Source organism: Fretibacter rubidus (assembly GCF_041429785.1).
GTDB classification, from domain to species: Bacteria; Pseudomonadota; Alphaproteobacteria; order Caulobacterales; family Maricaulaceae; genus Fretibacter; species Fretibacter rubidus.
Map to the genome: position 1 here is coordinate 2,086,051 of NZ_CP163423.1, position 18,720 is coordinate 2,104,770.

Annotated in this window: 10 protein-coding genes and 1 pseudogene; 4 read left to right on the top strand and 7 right to left on the bottom strand. The window is 47.5% G+C overall.

Annotated elements, in window-relative coordinates; genetic code table 11:
- Position 1 precedes the first annotated feature (1 nt).
- Positions 2-406, top strand: a complete 405-nt coding sequence (locus tag AB6B37_RS09700) for a type II toxin-antitoxin system HicB family antitoxin (protein ID WP_371395574.1) — start codon at positions 2-4, stop codon at positions 404-406.
- Here AB6B37_RS09700 and mutL read toward each other — a convergent pair.
- Together mutL and AB6B37_RS09710 are read right to left on the bottom strand one after the other, a co-directional pair.
- Positions 403-2,268, bottom strand: coding sequence for a DNA mismatch repair endonuclease MutL (gene mutL / locus AB6B37_RS09705; protein ID WP_371398443.1), 1,866 nt, complete (start codon positions 2,266-2,268; stop codon positions 403-405). The two genes, AB6B37_RS09700 and mutL, sit on opposite strands and share 4 nt — an antisense overlap.
- A 94-nt stretch (positions 2,269-2,362) precedes the next feature.
- Positions 2,363-2,896: a DUF3035 domain-containing protein gene (locus AB6B37_RS09710; RefSeq protein ID WP_371395575.1), complete on the bottom strand. Its 534-nt coding sequence runs from the start codon at positions 2,894-2,896 to the stop codon at positions 2,363-2,365.
- 515 nt (positions 2,897-3,411) lie between these two features.
- On the opposite strand from AB6B37_RS09710, the pseudogene AB6B37_RS09715 reads away from it, so the two are divergent.
- Together AB6B37_RS09715 and AB6B37_RS09720 are read left to right on the top strand one after the other, a co-directional pair.
- Positions 3,412-4,544, top strand: a pseudogene (locus AB6B37_RS09715) (IS3 family transposase).
- A 9-nt stretch (positions 4,545-4,553) separates the two neighbouring features.
- The gene (locus AB6B37_RS09720) at positions 4,554-4,904 is read left to right on the top strand and encodes a tyrosine-type recombinase/integrase (RefSeq protein ID WP_371395576.1); all 351 of its coding nucleotides are present in this window, start codon (positions 4,554-4,556) and stop codon (positions 4,902-4,904) included.
- Between the two features lie 122 nt (positions 4,905-5,026).
- Here the strand turns inward: AB6B37_RS09720 and AB6B37_RS09725 are convergent, their stop codons facing one another.
- The 4 genes from AB6B37_RS09725 to AB6B37_RS09740 form a co-directional block, all read right to left on the bottom strand.
- The gene (locus AB6B37_RS09725) at positions 5,027-5,587 is read right to left on the bottom strand and encodes a hypothetical protein (RefSeq protein WP_371395577.1); all 561 of its coding nucleotides are present in this window, start codon (positions 5,585-5,587) and stop codon (positions 5,027-5,029) included.
- The gene (locus tag AB6B37_RS09730; RefSeq protein ID WP_371395578.1) at positions 5,584-5,868 is read right to left on the bottom strand and encodes a hypothetical protein; all 285 of its coding nucleotides are present in this window, start codon (positions 5,866-5,868) and stop codon (positions 5,584-5,586) included. Before AB6B37_RS09730 ends, AB6B37_RS09725 begins: the two co-directional genes overlap by 4 nt.
- A 3-nt stretch (positions 5,869-5,871) precedes the next feature.
- The gene (locus tag AB6B37_RS09735; RefSeq protein ID WP_371395579.1) at positions 5,872-13,476 is read right to left on the bottom strand and encodes an RHS repeat-associated core domain-containing protein; all 7,605 of its coding nucleotides are present in this window, start codon (positions 13,474-13,476) and stop codon (positions 5,872-5,874) included.
- A gap of 649 nt (positions 13,477-14,125) precedes the next feature.
- Entirely contained in the window at positions 14,126-14,476 is a 351-nt protein-coding gene (locus AB6B37_RS09740; protein WP_371395580.1) for a DUF6088 family protein, read from the bottom strand.
- A 680-nt stretch (positions 14,477-15,156) separates the two neighbouring features.
- On the opposite strand from AB6B37_RS09740, the gene AB6B37_RS09745 reads away from it, so the two are divergent.
- The gene (locus AB6B37_RS09745) at positions 15,157-18,147 is read left to right on the top strand and encodes a calcium-binding protein (RefSeq protein WP_371395581.1); all 2,991 of its coding nucleotides are present in this window, start codon (positions 15,157-15,159) and stop codon (positions 18,145-18,147) included.
- A 23-nt stretch (positions 18,148-18,170) separates the two neighbouring features.
- On the opposite strand, the gene lspA is transcribed toward AB6B37_RS09745, so the two are convergent.
- Positions 18,171-18,689: a signal peptidase II gene (lspA, locus tag AB6B37_RS09750; RefSeq protein ID WP_371395582.1), complete on the bottom strand. Its 519-nt coding sequence runs from the start codon at positions 18,687-18,689 to the stop codon at positions 18,171-18,173.
- Positions 18,690-18,720 lie beyond the last annotated feature (31 nt).

Genomic DNA, 18,720 nt, shown 5'->3' on the forward strand with positions numbered 1-18,720 from the left:
AATGTTTTATATTGGCTTAATTCACAAAGACGACAGTTCAAGTTACGGCATTTGCTTTCCTGACTTTCCGGGCTGTATCTCTGCGGGTGATACGTTTGAAGAGGTCATGGCCATGGGCAAAGAGGCCCTAGGGTTTCACGTCGAAGCCATGAAAGACCATGGCTATGATATTCCTAAACCAAGGTCGCTCGCGGAAATCGAAGCTGATAAAGACGGTTTCTGGCAAGAAGATTTTCAAGACGCGCAAATTGTACGCGTTCCCCTTGTCACAAACTTTGACCCGCCCAAGCGCGTCAATATCTCTATCAACTCATCCCTGCTTACCGCCATAGACCAAGCCGCCAAAGAACAAGGCATGACAAGAAGTGCGTTCCTCGCTAGTGCCGCTTTGCAGCATTTGGGCTAGCGCCGCCCAAAAAGCCGCTCAATATCGGCGAGTTTCAATTCCACATAAGTCGGCCGTCCGTGGTTACATTGTCCGCTATGCGGTGTGGCTTCCATTTGGCGCAGCAGTGCGTTCATCTCGACACCGTTGAGACGCCGTCCTGCGCGGACAGAGCCGTGGCACGCCATGGTGCCGCAGACATGTTCAAACCGTTCTTTCAGACTTAGCGCTTCGTCATATTCGGCCAAATCATCGGCAAGATCGCGCAGCAGGCCTTGAACGTTGACCTCCCCCAGCAGCGCAGGCGTTTCACGCACCGCGACTGCGCCGCTACCAAACGGTTCTATCACAAGACCCATCTCAGAAAGTTCATCAACACGGGCCAAAATCCGCGTGGCGTCGTCCTCAGACAGGTCCACAATATCGGGGATCAGCAGCGCTTGGCGCTCTACGCCTTTACCTGCCATGGCGTCTTTCATACGTTCATAGACCAGTCGTTCATGGGCCGCGTGTTGATCGACAATGACGATACCGTCCGTTGTTTGCGCGACGATATAGGTCTCGTGGAGTTGTGCGCGCGCCGCACCTAGCGGATGCCCTGTCAAATCTGGCGCGGGTTGCGGCGCGAAACCGCGCTCTGCCCCGTAAGGCACGAAACCCTCTGGCGCCTCTTCGACCCGCGCGGAAAAACCGTCGACAAGCGGTTGAAGCTGCGAATCGGGCGGGCGGGCACTCGGTTGATAGCCGCCGTAACGGCCTTGGAAGCTTTGCGGATATCCATTAGGCGCAACGCCGCCTTGGTGCACCCCCTGGCCCGCCTGAATACGGCCCAGCGCGTAATCTGATACTGTTGTACTGGCGCGGTGCCCAGCGCCCGCCAACGCATGGCGCAGGGCTGAGACAATCAAACCGCGCACCAATCCCGGATCGCGAAAGCGCACTTCGGTCTTGGCGGGGTGAACGTTTACATCGACGTAATCTCGCGGCAAATCCAGATAGAGCGCGACAAGCGGATGACGGTCACGTGCGAGAAAATCCTGGTAAGCCCCGCGCACGGCCCCCGTCAGGAGCTTGTCCCGCACAGGACGCCCGTTCACAAACAGATATTGATGCTGTGCATTACCGCGTGATAGGGTCGGCAACCCCGCAAAACCTTTAAGCTTTACGCCTTCGCGGTCAGTGTCAATGGATAGCGCATTATCACCAAAATCATGGCCCAGCACATCGGCGAGCCGTTTTAACCGTCCCTCGACATCCGCGCTTTGGCGGGCAACTTTAAAGCTTGTTCGCACGGACGTGCCCAGCGTGAAACCCACATTGGGATTGGCCATGGCCATGCGCTTGACGATATCTGAAATCGCCAAAGTCTCTGAACGCTCGGATTTTAAAAACTTCAGTCGCGCAGGCGTGGCGTAAAATAAATCGCGGACCTCGACCCGTGTCCCGTGCAGACCCCAACGCGGGGCGGGACGGATGGGCGCGACTGTGCCGCCTTCAATAGACAGCGTCCAAGCGGAGCCATCATCCATGGTTTGTGAGGTGATAGACAGCCGCGCGACAGACCCAATGGACGGTAGGGCTTCGCCGCGAAAGCCCATCGTGCCAATATTAAGCAGGTCCCAATGGCCTTCACCATCGGGGGATAATTTGGACGTGGCATGACGTTCAATCGCAATGGGCAATTCGTCACGGCTCATGCCTTTGCCGTCATCTGTGACAGTAATGAGGGTTCGGCCGCCGTCCTCATATCGGATATCAATCTGTGTGGCGCCCGCATCAATCGCGTTCTCGGTCAGTTCTTTGATAACACTGGCTGGGCGTTCGACCACCTCGCCCGCCGCGATGCGGTTGACGGTCTCGCTCGGCAGGCGGCGAATCGATATGAGCGGTTTAGTCATAAAAAAAGCCTAGCCGCTAAGCTAGGCCGTGACCACAGAGGTGATCAGAGTGTTGTGGACAGCATAGCCGCCAAAAGCGCTATAGCCCCGGGAGCTTTGCACCCCCTGGTTTACGCGTAATCTTCACAGGCGCACCGCCCGTAGCTGATGTGATCGACTCCAAACGGCGCGCTTCGGATTCAGCGTCTAACTGCGATCCGTCTGGTGTTTTGACACTGCCGTTTTCCCAAAACATCACGCGGCTAGTAAAGCCGTCTGATTTACGCTCAACGCTATTTTGGCCGTCGATCTCAATGCGGATTTCTTGATTGGCGCGACCAACACCTGCTTTGGTCATCAGGACAATCTCGCCGCGGGACGGTTCCGCCGCATCAACATCCCCGATAAGGGCCTTGCGCGCAGCCTCTTGAGAGTAGTTGTTCTCTGCGCTGGATGCGCCGACTTGCGGCGGGCGCAGATTATATTCAGGCGGAATAACAAGTGGCGGCTTGGTCAGAATGTTAAATTCATTCGGCGCAGATGTCGTTAGGCCAAGGCGCTTTGTCGCGGTTTGACAAGCCGTCATCGACCCGCAAGCAATGGCCAATGTGGTCAGTGTAAGAATACGGCGCATGGGATACTCCCTGAAATTAAGCGGGCTTTGCCCTGAATTTTGCTTTGTTTAACCGAGTTGGCGTGTATCGCCAAGTAAACATCTGTTTATTTATGCGGATTTCCGTATTATCTTGATAGGGTGACAAATTCGTAGCTTTTGCAGCGACTTACGAGGACTTCAGGGAAGATAATTTCTTCCGCGCCCTCATTGGCCGCAGTCAAAACTTACCGAATTAAGCAAAATAAGCCCAAAAACCGTCCCCACCCTCGGTAATTGGTAGCTTTTGTAATGCGTTACAAAAAGCCCCAACACCCTCTCTAGAACCTCCATAATCAGAATTCTCAAGGTTAGGAAAATGCTCCCACACTCATAATGGACAAAATTCAGCAAGTTTTATAAGACGATTGCAGATTTTGGTGAGGTTATGACGAAACAAAAGACAAAACGATCCGTTTCAATAATGTTGAATCCTGATGTGCCCCTAGCTTTGTAGACACCTTGTTTGGTAAAAACGGAAGCAAGGAGAGTGTCTTATGGGCGGTCGTATTCGATATACAGAAAAGTTTAAATTGGGGGCTGTGGCACAAGTCACAGCCAAGGGGCATAGAGTGACATCCGTTGCCAGGCGGCTGGGTGTCAGCACTAAGTCGCTTTACGATTGGGTGAAGCGATATGGTGATACGCCTGACGCGGACAGCCTTTCAGCAGAACATGATGAGATCAAGCGCCTAAAAGCCGAGCTTCGCCGTGTTATCGAGGAGCGTGACATCTTAAAAAAGGCCACGGTGTACTTCGCAAAGGACCACGGGTGAAGTACGCCTTTATGAAGGCGCACCGCACGGAGTTTTCTGTGCGGGCCATGTGCCGCGTGCTCGACGTTCACGCCAGCGGTTTCTATGCGTGGCTGAAGAATGGATTATCCGGCCAAGCTAAGCGAAGGCGCCGTCTGACAGGGCTTATCAAGCAGTCTTGGCTCGAGAGTGGCTGTGTCTATGGATACCCTAAAATCCATCATGGACTGTTGAGCCTGGGCGAGCCCTGCGCGGCTAACACCGTCGCCAAGCTGATGCGAAGCGAAGGTTTACGGGCGCAAGTCGGCTATAAACGCCGGCCCGGCAAATATGGCACCAAGCCCGCCATTGTAGCCGTCAATCAGTTGCAATAGGATTTTAACGTGGACGCCCCTGATACAGTTTGGGTGACTGATATCACCTATATTCGAACGCATGAGGGCTGGCTATATTTGGCGGCCGTCATCGATCTGTATTCACGCTAAGTTGTCGGGTGGTCGATGCACTCGCGCATGCAAACATCGCTTGCGCTCAATGCTCTGCTGATGGCCGTATGGCGGCGCAAACCGACAGAGAAAGTCATCGTGCATTCAGATCAAGGTTCACAGTTTACGAGCCATGAGTGTCGGGAGTTTCTAACCTATCACAATTTGGAAGCCAGTATGAGCCGTCGTGGGAATTGCTACGATAACGCGGTCGCGGAGAGTTTCTTCCATCTGCTCAAGACTGAGAGGATCAGGAGAAAAACTTACAAAACCCGCCAGGAAGCACGGCAAGACGTATTCGATTACATCGAGATTTTTTACAATCCAAAACGCAGGCATGCTAACAATGGGATGTTGTCACCCGTTGAATTTGAGATGGCAACAAAATGAAGTAGAAAGGTGCCTATAAAGCTAGGGGCACATCACACTTCCAATCTTGCGAAACGCGTAGAAAAATTCTTTGCTAATCAGGGCCTCAAAAAGAAAGTTACGCCGCATGTCTTAAGACGATCCGCAGCCATGAATTGGTTGAGCAAGGGAATGGACGTATTTCATGTGTCAGCGATGCTGGGACATGAGCACATCTCCACAACTGAACATTACCTTCGATCCAATCTCGAAGACAAAGAGGCCGAACTGAAACGAATTGGCCTAAATAATGATGAGTTCAAGCCTTTTAAACCTAATAAAGGCCAAGATGTGTTTTTAGAATCACTGATGAAGAAAGCCCACACTAAAAACATAATGTGAAGGCATCGAGCTCGTTGGTCCGTCTCTGGTTTTTTTCTAGGCGATTGCTAAACCGTTACTTGCATACGTACCATATTTAATTGGACAGGAAGTGGCCTATTTGCTCTGCCAAACTCAGGAAATCACTTCTTGGTCCAAGTCGGACGGTAGTCAGATGCCCGTCTAAAGGGACCAGGACCGTCCGGATGGTCGGCAGCAATGCGAAAGTTTCGGGCGCGAAAATCATCAATGTTGACGCTATCGATTTTAACGCGGCTAACTGTATTTAATTCTAAAACAACATAATCGTCGAATTGCGTCATCATGTTCTTCAAATCACGAACTGATAAGTAGGGGTCATTCCCGAATGCCAAAACATCGTCAGTCAAAGAGAAATCTGTAATAACATCAGAGCCGCTATTTGCTGGCAAAACGAACCTATCTTTACCACTGCCGCCTGTCATTACTTCAGACACAGAACTGCCTTGGATTATGTCGTTACCTGGCGTACCGTTTACCACAGAACGAGACGCCACGACGGCTAATATCTGCGTGATATTCCCTGACGCATCATATTCATATTTGAATTTTTGATTATCGGGGTATGTTATCTCCGCGATACGGCCTGTCATATCATAGATATAAACTTGGCTAAAAGCATTCGAAAAAATTAATAAAGAAGATATCAATAACAGTATTCTCATTGTTTTTTTCCTTTTAGTTTAATGAATAAAAATATGAGTAAATCAATCAGTAAAGTGATAACAACTCCGCCTAGAAACGCAAAAACTGTATCGCCTTTGAATGCTTGTGCATTGCTAAAACTGTAAATGATTTCAGATGCAAAAAACGTTGGCAAAGCTAAAACGTTAGCTAGAAAAATAAAAAACAATCCAGATTGACTATCATATTGTAAGTTAAACAAGCCTATCAGTATCGACAGCACATAGCCTACTAAAAATATTTTCGTTATTGTATACTTCATGTTCTATCGATAATTGTTATCAGGAATGTAAACACCCCAACCAGGAACCTTAGCAGGGTCATTTACAATTATATTATCAACATTAGACCGTCGAAGTAAGGTATATGTATATGAATTGGAATTATAACCATCATCTGGTCGCCACCATTTCCTATTCCCAATGTTAGATGCAAATAAATCATAAGTGACGGATCGATTAATATATGATGTATGATTGCTAAGCAACGCATCTATGAACGCCCCCTCACATTCATAGTCATAGTCACCATATTCTAAATTCAAGGTACCATTTTTAGGTTCACTGATGTCTCTTGGACGATTTATACCATTTTGTAACTTTGCCGCAGGCGTTCGAGAAGTTGGCCCCGCCCCCAACGTCAAATATAACTCACCATTACTGTTTCTTATAAAATTGTAATTGCTATCCGCAAATCTATCCTGATTTTCTGGAGTTATTTTTATTAATGTGTGTTGAAAACCACCTGCAACAGTATGCCACTGCAATTGCACCAACTCCCCGCTTGGGTCGACAGCATTGATTGGATCACCTCCGACATATGCATAGCGATTTAACGAAGCGAGACTCTCAATATCACCCCGCAGTGGATCCTTATTCAGGAAGCGTCGTAGCGCGGGACTATAATACCTTGCTCGCATATAGATAAGGTCATTCGGGTCAGTAATAACGCCATCTCGGCCATTATATCCAAATGGCGTATCCCATCCCGCATTGCCGTCAAGCGCATAGCGTTGCCCGTAAGGCGTGTAGCCGTACCGGTCGACGACTTTGCCGTCTTTATCCGTGACGGCTCTAACAGAGCCACGGTAATCGTAATGAAAATACAGATGCCCAATACCGCGATTATATTGCGCGACTAAACCATTCGGTCCATAGATAAAATCAAGTGATGTTGACCCCGTTTCAGGCACCATACGCAGGACCTTCACGAGGCCCATATTATCAGGACTTACAAGGAACCGCGTTTCACGGGTCTGTCCATTAACAGTGCGCGAGTATGATGTTCGGTGACCTTCCGCGTTATATTGATAACTATACTCACCCGCCGAGATTAATTGGTTGCGAGCATTATACGTCAAGTCATTGTCGTTAGCCGCAAGAATATTGCCGTCGCCATCAAATTGATAATTCAGACCGTTTTGTGATTGCAGCCGATTATCAAGACCATAGGTCATAGCGAAGTCTTTGAGCATATCAGCGGGTGGGGACGATTCCGGCAATATGCTTTCATCTGTCAACCGTCCGAGTGCGTCATAGGCGTAATTTTGTTTTAAAATTACAATACCATCCGCGGTTTTATCCAAGCTCTCGATCAAGCGGTCAGCAGCATCATATTTCATGGTCAGAACGGTCCCGTTCCCGCGCACCATTTTAATGATACGGCCCTTTTTATCGTAGCTGTAGTTCGCTGCAAAAAGACCTGCTTTAAAAGCTGAAACAGTTTTCACACGGTTAAGAGCATCATAAGTATAATCAATAGGGAAACCAGCCCCATTATTATCGCTTGTATGCGGGTAGGATATACGGGTTAAATTACCGGCAACATCAAAATCATAACGCGTGCGGTTTTCCTTCGCTGTGTCTTCCCGGTATTGCGTGACACGATTAAAGCCATCAAACTGACGCTCTATCGTTTTACTGTTTTCTGTAACAGTCAGGACATTGCCATTTTTATCATAGCCATAACTCACACTTGCGACCTCATCCTGCTTAGACGTCAAGCGGGAGGCCTCATCATAGCCATAAGTTGTCGATTGCCCGCGGCCATTGCGCATCATCGAAACGAGGTCGTTTTGATCATAGCTGTATTGTAACAAGACCGAGTCAGCAGTTGTCTCCACGTTTAGTCGCGCGTTTTGATCTAGACTTAAATTACGCGTTTCATTTTTGGGTGTTGTCACTGAGGTCAATTGCCCATCGTTATCAAAACCCTGTTTAGCTGTTAGGTCACCGGGGTGTTTTAAAGAGACAAGCCGTGAAGCCTTATCATAGCTGCTTTCATACTTTCTGGACAGAGCATCTTGCGTTACTGTCTTACGGCTCAAGGCATCATAGGTGAACAATGTTTGATGCTTCAGGGCATCGTCTTGCCGTACAACGCGGTTCATTTCATCATATGATAATACTTTAACCTGATCATACGCATCACGTTCTTGAGTACGATTACCATTTGCATCGTAAAGATACCTCATAGTATCTCCCAATGCGTCCGTAACCTTAACAACACGCCCTAGTTCATCACGTTCAAAAGACGTCGTATTTCCATTGGGGTCAATTTCCTCAATCAAGCGGCTTTCACCATCATATTTATAACGCCAAACACTTTGGATGGTATTATCCGTTATAGTTTTCGTCAGAAGTTCGCCTTCAAGATTATAAACATAATCTGTTTTAATCCCGTTTGCGTCTTCATAGCGCGTGATATTGCCCCGCGCGTCATAGCGCCAGCTTTGGCGGTTTCCTAGCGGGTCTGTTTCACGCAACTTACGGCCCAGGCCATCCAATTCATATCGTGTAGTATTATTTTTAAAGTCCGATTCAGATGTCAGTCTTCCATCATTGTCATATATCAGCCTACGGCTATTCCCAGCTGCATTGGTCACCCGGGTCAATAGTCCGTTCGTATAGCTATATTGAGCTCTACGGCCCTCTGGCGTCGTTTCAGACGTAATTTGATTATTTGCGTTATAGGTACGGCGCGTAATATTTCCGAGTTCGTCTTGGGACGTTAGTAGATTGTTATCCGCATCATATGTGAAAGCCGATGACTGCCCGAGCGCATCGATAACCTTCATAAGATTACGTCTCTCATCATACTCTCGAATTTCAACCGCACCGTCAGGGGTTTCGAGCCGCGTAATATCGCCATATTGATTATAAGCGACGTTGGTTACATTTCCATTCCCATCGGTAATTTTCACAGGCCTGCCGTCTTCATTATATTCGTACGCCTTAATCTCTCCGATGGCATTAGTCTCTTTGAGAAGTTTATAGTCTTCGTCAAAAATCATTGATTTTTGCTTGCTATTACGGTCCATAATTTTGGTCGTAATCGTGTCGACTCCTTCTATGTATTCGAAAGCAATCTTAGAATTTGTTGTCAGTGCATCATCCTGATTCGAGGCTCTCCCAAACTCGTCATAATTGGTAGTCGTAATCACTTTGCCATTTAAAGATCGTGTTTTTAACTGGTCCAATTCAGTGTATGTGAATTCTTCAACTGTTTTGTCGGCATGAACTATACCTGCTAGCCGCCCATCTACATAACGTAGCTCGACAGATTGCCCTCCGCGAGTAGACACTCGTTGAAGATAGCCCACGTTATCATATGAGTATTGGATATAGTTACCGCTTGTGGGTTCCTGAATTTTAATGAGCTGACTTCTGGCATTGTATGAATAATCGATACCTTGCCCAATTTCGTTCTCAACTCGCCGCAGAAAATTGAACTCGTCAAAATAATACACTTTTCTGTCTGAGCGTTCAACACGGAACAAGCCGTCATCTTGCTTCGTGAGTGTGTCGAGGCGGCAAGCATGGCTTTGAGCGGTATATGAGCCATCACCATTCGCAGTATATACATGGGCCTTGTTCCGCGACCATTCAATCACCGCATACTCGCCATCTTCAACGATTCTCGCCGCTTGGGCGTTCGCAAAATCCCATCCGACACCTAACGACCCTGTTGCTCTGATAAGGGAATTGTAATGAATGTCAAAACTCAATGGCACAACACCGTTTGCTGTCAGAAGTGTTCGAGTTTCAATTTTAGCACCATTCACGGGTGTTATTGGATTGGCAACACATTGCTCTGGAGACTTCTCTTTTGTAAACCCACCACTAGCAAAACCAGTAGGCGGCGGCACCTCCTCAGTAGAAGCTACTTCAATAGGCTCTGGTCGGGGCTGCACCTGTATTCGGTAAGTATCAGATATAGTTGTTTGGTTTGTTTCATCTGTAGCTCGGAACCGAAATTTCAATACCCCCGTAGAGGTCGGCGTGTAAGAAAATAAAATATCCTCTCCAGACGGTTTGTCAACAAGGGCAGTCCGATTCCAGTTACCATTCGCTAGCCAGTCAACTTGAATGGAACGAAGATTCCGTTCAGCGTCCCAACTTTTAGCCGTCACATAATATGGCTGATTCACAAGGGTGTATTTCTTATACCCATCATCAACCCAAACACTAGGAGCGGAATTCGCGGGACGAGTAACATTAATGCGCCAGTTTCTTGTTCCAGAAATGGTTGCACCGCCCTTTCGGTCTTTAATGTAAAATAGCTTTTCTCCTGCTTCAATAGGCTTGCATGTCAATGTTACGGTTATTGAGGAAGACGACAATACATTACAATACTCTTGAGTTCCCTGGACATTAGCAACCAATTGAGCCGATAGGTTGCTGCCTTCTAAAACTATCTCGGTTGTTTTCCCTAATTCGATAGATTTTGGGTAAAAATTAACTAATTTTGGAGTTGTTTCTGTGCTCATTTTTTGCTGAAACACTGCTGTAATCTCAACGTCATCATCCAGATCAAAAGAGCAAGATAGGTTCGCGGCACAATTAGAGTTGCCATCCCACCTAACAAACTCCCAACCGTTATCAGGTGTTCCTGTAAGTTGAATACGCTGACCTTTTGGAAAAAACTTTCCACAGACACTACCGCATTCAATTCCCATTGGAGTGGTAAAAATACGCCCTTCACCACTTTTATATACGGATAAAAAGGGAGTGTCCGTATCATCGGCTGGCGCATTCACCTGAAAGCTCGCGCGAGACCCTGTCTTATCGCCATTGCTCGGCGTGAAATACCATGTCCCCGTGCCGTTCAATGTTGTACGGAAATTAGCTACAAGACGCGATGCACTCGAGTAGCTCACTTGGCTAGATGTCAATGTCCCGCTCGCGCTACCATTTTGCCAGCGAATAACCGTATCGCGCGTAAAGCCGCTGCCATTTAATGTGATGTTCTGAGCCGAGTTGCTCGCCGTTAAACTCGACGGGCTAAAAGAATTAATCTGCGGCGTCGGTGTATCATCGGCTGGCGCATTCACCTGAAAGCTCGCGCGAGACCCTGTCTTATCGCCATTGCTCGGCGTGAAATACCATGTCCCCGTGCCGTTCAATGTTGTACGGAAATTAGCTACAAGACGCGATGCACTCGAGTAGCTCACTTGGCTAGATGTCAATGTCCCGCTCGCGCTACCATTTTGCCAGCGAATAACCGTATCGCGCGTAAAGCCGCTGCCATTTAATGTGATGTTCTGAGCCGAGTTGCTCGCCGTTAAACTCGACGGGCTAAAGGAATTAATCTGCGGCGTCGGTGTATCATCGGCTGGCGCATTCACCTGAAAGCTCGCGCGAGACCCTGTCTTATCGCCATTGCTCGGCGTGAAATACCATGTCCCCGTGCCGTTCAATGTTGTACGGAAATTAGCTACAAGACGCGATGCACTCGAGTAGCTCACTTGGCTAGATGTCAATGTCCCGCTCGCGCTACCATTTTGCCAGCGAATAACCGTATCGCGCGTAAAGCCGCTGCCATTTAATGTGATGTTCTGAGCCGAGTTGCTCGCCGTTAAACTCGACGGGCTAAAGGAATTAATCTGCGGCGTCGGTGTATCATCGGCTGGCGCATTCACCTGAAAGCTCGCGCGAGACCCTGTCTTATCGCCATTGCTCGGCGTGAAATACCATGTCCCCGTGCCGTTCAATGTTGTACGGAAATTAGCTACAAGACGCGATGCACTCGAGTAGCTCACTTGGCTAGATGTCAATGTCCCGCTCGCGCTACCATTTTGCCAGCGAATAACCGTATCGCGCGTAAAGCCGCTGCCATTTAATGTGATGTTCTGAGCCGAGTTGCTCGCCGTTAAACTCGACGGGCTAAAGGAATTAATCTGCGGCGTCGGTGTATCATCGGCTGGCGCATTCACCTGAAAGCTCGCGCGAGACCCTGTCTTATCGCCATTGCTCGGCGTGAAATACCATGTCCCCGTGCCGTTCAATGTTGTACGGAAATTAGCTACAAGACGCGATGCACTCGAGTAGCTCACTTGGCTAGATGTCAATGTCCCGCTCGCGCTACCATTTTGCCAGCGAATAACCGTATCGCGCGTAAAGCCGCTGCCATTTAATGTGATGTTCTGAGCCGAGTTGCTCGCCGTTAAACTCGACGGGCTAAAGGAATTAATCTGCGGCGTCGGTGTATCATCGGCTGGCGCATTCACCTGAAAGCTCGCGCGAGACCCTGTCTTATCGCCATTGCTCGGCGTGAAATACCATGTCCCCGTGCCGTTCAATGTTGTACGGAAATTAGCTACAAGACGCGATGCACTCGAGTAGCTCACTTGGCTAGATGTCAATGTCCCGCTCGCGCTACCATTTTGCCAGCGAATAACCGTATCGCGCGTAAAGCCGCTGCCATTTAATGTGATGTTCTGAGCCGAGTTGCTCGCCGTTAAACTCGACGGGCTAAAGGAATTAATCTGCGGCGTCGGTGTATCATCGGCTGGCGCATTCACCTGAAAGCTCGCGCGAGACCCTGTCTTATCGCCATTGCTCGGCGTGAAATACCATGTCCCCGTGCCGTTCAATGTTGTACGGAAATTAGCTACAAGACGCGATGCACTCGAGTAGCTCACTTGGCTAGATGTCAATGTCCCGCTCGCGCTACCATTTTGCCAGCGAATAACCGTATCGCGCGTAAAGCCGCTGCCATTTAATGTGATGTTCTGAGCCGAGTTGCTCGCCGTTAAACTCGACGGGCTAAAGGAATTAATCTGCGGCGTCGGTGTATCATCGGCTGGCGCATTCACCTGAAAGCTCGCGCGAGACCCTGTCTTATCGCCATTGCTCGGCGTGAAATACCATGTCCCCGTGCCGTTCAATGTTGTACGGAAATTAGCTACAAGACGCGATGCACTCGAGTAGCTCACTTGGCTAGATGTCAATGTCCCGCTCGCGCTACCATTTTGCCAGCGAATAACCGTATCGCGCGTAAAGCCGCTGCCATTTAATGTGATGTTCTGAGCCGAGTTGCTCGCCGTTAAACTCGACGGGCTAAAGGAATTAATCTGCGGCGTCGGTGTATCATCGGCTGGCGCATTCACCTGAAAGCTCGCGCGAGACCCTGTCTTATCGCCATTGCTCGGCGTGAAATACCATGTCCCCGTGCCGTTCAATGTTGTACGGAAATTAGCTACAAGACGCGATGCACTCGAGTAGCTCACTTGGCTAGATGTCAATGTCCCGCTCGCGCTACCATTTTGCCAGCGAATAACCGTATCGCGCGTAAAGCCGCTGCCATTTAACGTGATGTTCTGAGCCGAGTTGCTCGCCGTTAAACTCGACGGGCTAAAGGAATTAATCTGCGGCGTCGGTGTATCATCGGCTGTAGTAAAAGAGTAAGTACGAGACCAACCAGTATTGTTTGCTCTTACTTTCCAGTAAAAATTTTTACCAGCTCCAAGATTTCTAATTCTTGCACCAGCAGAAGAAACAACCCCTGTAACGCATTTACTATTGTCTGAACATTTTGTGTTTTCATCGCCCGTGTCGTTAAATCCAGAAAAAGATCGATTATCAACCAATACTATTCTGTAACTCGATGCTTCAGAGACATTCGACCAGCTAAATCTTACATCTTCAGGAGCAACATTTCTAGCACCATTAGATGGCGCCGATAATGTCGGAGCAGCTTGTGCTAAGCAAATTGTACAACTGAGTAGCCAGAAAAATGCAACTAAAGTCGTTCTCAATGCACAAATCATGAGTGATACCCCCTTAACTATTTGGTAACTCAATTTGCCATTACAATCAACTAAACATTGAAAGCTTAAAAATTTAAATCCCAATGGCGTTTTCACTCAACTTGGCAAACATTCGATGGCAAAGAAATCTATCATATTGAGGAAGTTGCCCCTTCGTTTTTTGAAATCATGTTGCCAGGCGTCGCAAGTCTGTCATCTTGCAGAAAAAAACGTTCAATTATATCGTACATGGTATAGGGATTGTTATCATGCGGGATTGGATATTAGCATTGCTATTTAATGCGATATCGGCGAGCGAGGCTTTATCCGCAATCTACTGCTAATATTGGCGTTTCCATGGGCTTTATCCCCGACGATAGCGGGAGGTGCTATATTCCAATCCAGAAATAAATTCATCATCTTGCTGTCATGGACATAACCCGCAGAAATTCGTAGTTTGACGAGCCTGCCAAGTTGATCTGACGGCGGTCTATGAACGCGTCGGGCCGTTTGTCAGGTAAACCAGCTTTGCAGGAACCTGCGTTGTTAAGCCTAGCAAATTTGCGGCCTTGGCGGGCGAAACAGATAGGACTTGTCCGCCTTTGCACGCAACAGCTTGCGCCACATCATCAGGCTTAGGCGATAGAGCGCCCAGGCGCGGACTGATTTTAGGGTAATCATAAATGCCATGGGTCAGGCGGCGAATGAGGCCTTTCTTAGCCAAGCGGGAAAGAGCTTGATTCACAGCGGCGCGGGTTCCGACGTTCAAGAAATCAGACGGTGTAAAGACATAGCCCCTGCCCTTGCGAACAATTTTGGCTTTGATTGTCGTTGCGATCATTACGATCTCCTTTTGTCAGAAGAAAGAGTACGAAAATGTGACAATCAAGAGCTAACATAGACACAGTAACAGCACGTGAGGTTATATTTTCGGGTGAGCGGAGCATGAAAGAGCGTGTAATTTTTTCGAAAAATAATGTATTTATCGTATTCGGCACGACAACTTCTGATCGTTTCCAAATCAGGACTTCGAATTTGGATAAATGATGACTGTTATGCGGCTATCACGGTGCTATTGCAATTGTGCAACCGGTTCAATAACATCAAATTGGCGTGATTAAGCGTTTAACGTACAATAGGCCAGGATTTGATTCAAATTTTTGACATTTTAGAGTCTGATGATTTATACGCCCAGCGTATTTCTACGCGTGTGCTGTCCTTGGATAATCTGGCCTTGGATAATCTGGTTTTGGATAATATTTTTAGGTCTACAGTTTTCACTGTGTTTCCAGAACTCAACCTTTCTAGTGTTAAGAGAGAGAGCCGTCTTTCGATAATTTCCAATATGCGGATTTTGGTGTTCAGTTTGATATTGCGAACCCGCCAGTTTACGCGAAGCCCAGTCTCGTTGATCTAAAGATTTCAGAGAGTGCTGATTTTGGTGATACATTTGCGACGGCTCAATCCATTACCATTGGTGAAACTATTTCAGGGTCTTTTAGATCCACACAAGATTTGGATGTGTTTTCCTTTGAATTAGAAGCAGGACAAACGGTGTTTTTCAGTGGCGGTTTGCGCGCTGCTCGGATGGCCAATATATATGACAATAATGGTAATTCGCTGGAAAGTGCATCAGTAACGCGGTCAGGTTCTGCGTTCACAGCGACAACAAGCGGCACATATTTTTTAGAAATCTCTGGGGGAAGCGGGAATGACTATTCGTTTCAGTTCTTGGAGATGCCTGATGATGTTGCCTCCAATCAATCCACTATGGGCGTGCTAACACAAAACAATTCGGTCATTGGACGAACCGATAGCTCAGATGATGTGGGTTGGTATGCTGTAAATTTAACAGCAGGCGAGGTCGCAAAGTTTCTTGTTGAAGATAGGTCGTTTGATTTAATATTATTTGATTCAAACGGCAGCGAAGTCGCGAGTAGCAGATTAGTGAGCGGGTCGACGCCAAACTTTTCCGTGCAGGGTCAATATATTGCGTATGACGTATCTGAGAGCGGACAATATTTCATTGCAGTCGACCTTAATTTCAGCCGCACTAATGTCGCTTATGAATTGCAGTATCTGAGTGGCGAGGATCACGGCGATAGCCCAGCATCTGCGACAGAAATTACACGCGGTCAGTCGCTTACAACGCAATTTAGCGACTATGGTGACGTGGATGTTTTTGCTGTAACAATAGAGGCTGGCGCAACTCTTAGCCTGTTTTTAGATTCCACGAGTGCAGGGTTTGTGGGGGCCAGTATTCGCTGGGTGAATGGTGAGGGGCAACCCATACCCAATTTTAATGACAGAAGTTTTGGAACAACGGGAGAAACACGCAGTCAAGGTGATTATGCCAGTTTTATTGAATCTGCTGTGACCCAAACAGTTTACGCCGTCATAGACTTTGGCGGCGATGACATTGGCGGAGAATATACACTATCGCTAGCCGATGTTGTGGATGACGCCGGGCATATACAAGGGTTAGCGCGCAGAATTGACCTTAATCAGCAAATAGATGCAAGGGTGGATTACCGCGGCGACAAAGACATGTTTGTCTTGAACTTGGAAGCAGGAACGACATACCGCATTGATTTTGAGGGGGCTTCTTCTGGCGTAAATGGCTTCGTAAGTTTTGTCGGCGTTACGAATGAAGATAACCAAACTCTAAGCTTTAATGACAACATCTCTTATAATGACGGTAATAGTCTCGCTGTCTTCATAACGGTTGAAACAAGCGGAGATTACTTTTTCACATTACGAAGCTCCGATGGGGGTGGTTATTACCCGTTCTCTGCTGAAGATGGTCCTGTGACGGTCAATCCTGCTGATACAAATCAGGGGTTTTACACGGTGTTGGCAAAAACGGTCGTTGATGACAATGATAACAGTTTTGAAAATGCACCCGTCTTCACGCTTGGCGACACAATAACAGGTATGTTCGAGAGTCCTGAAGACGAAGATATGTTCAGAATTGAAATCACGGATTTCAATGACGGTGATGTGCTGACAACGCAAAATCTTGGCAATACGATATTGTCCAGAATGCGCCTGTTTGATAGCGAGGGACGGGAGCTTGCAAATCCCAGACACCCAAATGCAGCCTTTGATGTCAGTAACGGAATTTATTATATCCAAGTTACTGGCGCATCTTTTTCGGGTAATTTTAACAACCAAGACATTAATGATCAGATTGAATACGCCATTTCGCTTGGCAAAATTACGGATGAAGCGCCAGGCGATTTTACAACACAAGTTAGCCTGAGCGAAGGGAATGCGGTCACAGGGATCATTCATAATCGGGATGATGAAGATTGGATTTATATTGATGTAGAGGCCAATGATTCGGTGGCCTTGCGTAATGCAGTGTCTAGCTCCATTAATTTTACAATCTACGATCAGAATGGCAATCGTGTTGACTATACATCTTATTCATCCTCATCTGATCCAGCTGCGCCTAGCGCTGTTGTTCGCTTTGATGAGGCGGGCCGCTATTATATCGCGCTTAGCCAGTCGCGTGATGCACAGGCAGACTATGATTTTAGATGGTTGAGCACTATTGAGGATATCGCTGGAGATAACTTTGACACGGCTTTTACATTTGATTTCGAGGCTACCGCCACACCACAAACTCTCACAAGTGCGATTGATTATGTGGAGGACACAGATTGGTTTGCAATTACGGTCATCGAGGGCGGGGAATATGAGTTCACCTTGAATGTAGAAGGACTAGAAAGTTTTTTAATTGAAATTATCCAAGCCGATGGACGATATCTTGCAGATATGCAAGGCGATAGTGCCACCACGGAACTCACTTTAAATTATACTTTTGAATCGGCTGGAACATATTATATTTCCATTGACTCTCGTTCCCAAGGGATTGCCGATTATACTTTAACGGCAATCTTGCAAAACCCGCCCCCCGTAAATCCGCCAACAGTTGATCCCGTTATCACGGGCGATAATGGTGATAATATATTAGTTGGCACAGATGGGAATGATGAAGTACTCGGTCAAGCTGGAAATGACATACTGATTGCCGGTTTAGGAAATGACATTTTAACTGGTGGGACTGGAGCTGATAAATTTGTGATTGGGCGCGCGGCAGGCACAAAAACAATTCTCGATTTCACGGCCTCAGAGGATATCTTGGAGCTTGATTATAGCCCCTACCTCTTATTGAATGATATTTTGGATAATATTACTGATTTCGGCACTTTTATAATCATTGATATGGGTGATGGAACACGCATCCAGTTAGAAGGCGTTTTGGCGTCTGATCTTGATGTTGATAATTTTATTTTTGGAACTAATCATCCTGACGGCCCTGGACCGTTTCTGCGAGACCGTTATATTTTGGACGGTGATATAAAAGGCAGTAATGGCCAAACCAAAGTCATAACCGACACGCTTTCCTCGGTCGTCTTACCTGATGCTATCGGTCCAAATGAGGAGAAGAGTGTTTTTTCTGTTTTTGATACAGAGTGGATAGAGATTGATAGTCTCATACTCTGACGGGGGATAAGTTTATTTTTCAGCTATGTTTTTGGGACGTCTTCGGATTTGGGCGTAAGGAAACTGGCGACGATCAGAACCACGACGCCCACTGTGATAGCACTGTCGGCGACATTAAAGACATAGTGAAAGCCAATATCGGAAAAGTTGATAAAGTCTGTAACCGCCCCAAATAGCGCGCGGTCGATACCATTGCCAATCGCCCCGCCGATAATCAATGCAATCGCCAGCTTTGACAGGCGGTCGTAAGTCTTAGTCAGCGCGTAGATCAACACGCAACACATGATAAAAGCAAAGGCTGTTAAGGCCCAACGTTTCACTGGGCTATCGCCTTGCAGTAACCCCCAGCTGACGCCTTGGTTGCAGACGAGGGCCCAATCAAAAATGGAGCTGACTTCGATTTGCAATCCGGGGCGCGGGTTAATCTCGCAAATGTTCATGGGCACGTTAAATTGCCGCGTCGCCCAATATTTCGTGGCTTGGTCGGCGATCACAATGACAGTAGGAATGGCAAGCGCATATGTCAGCAGTGTTTTTTTCATAAAATCTCAGTCGCATGAGCAGCGCGGATTC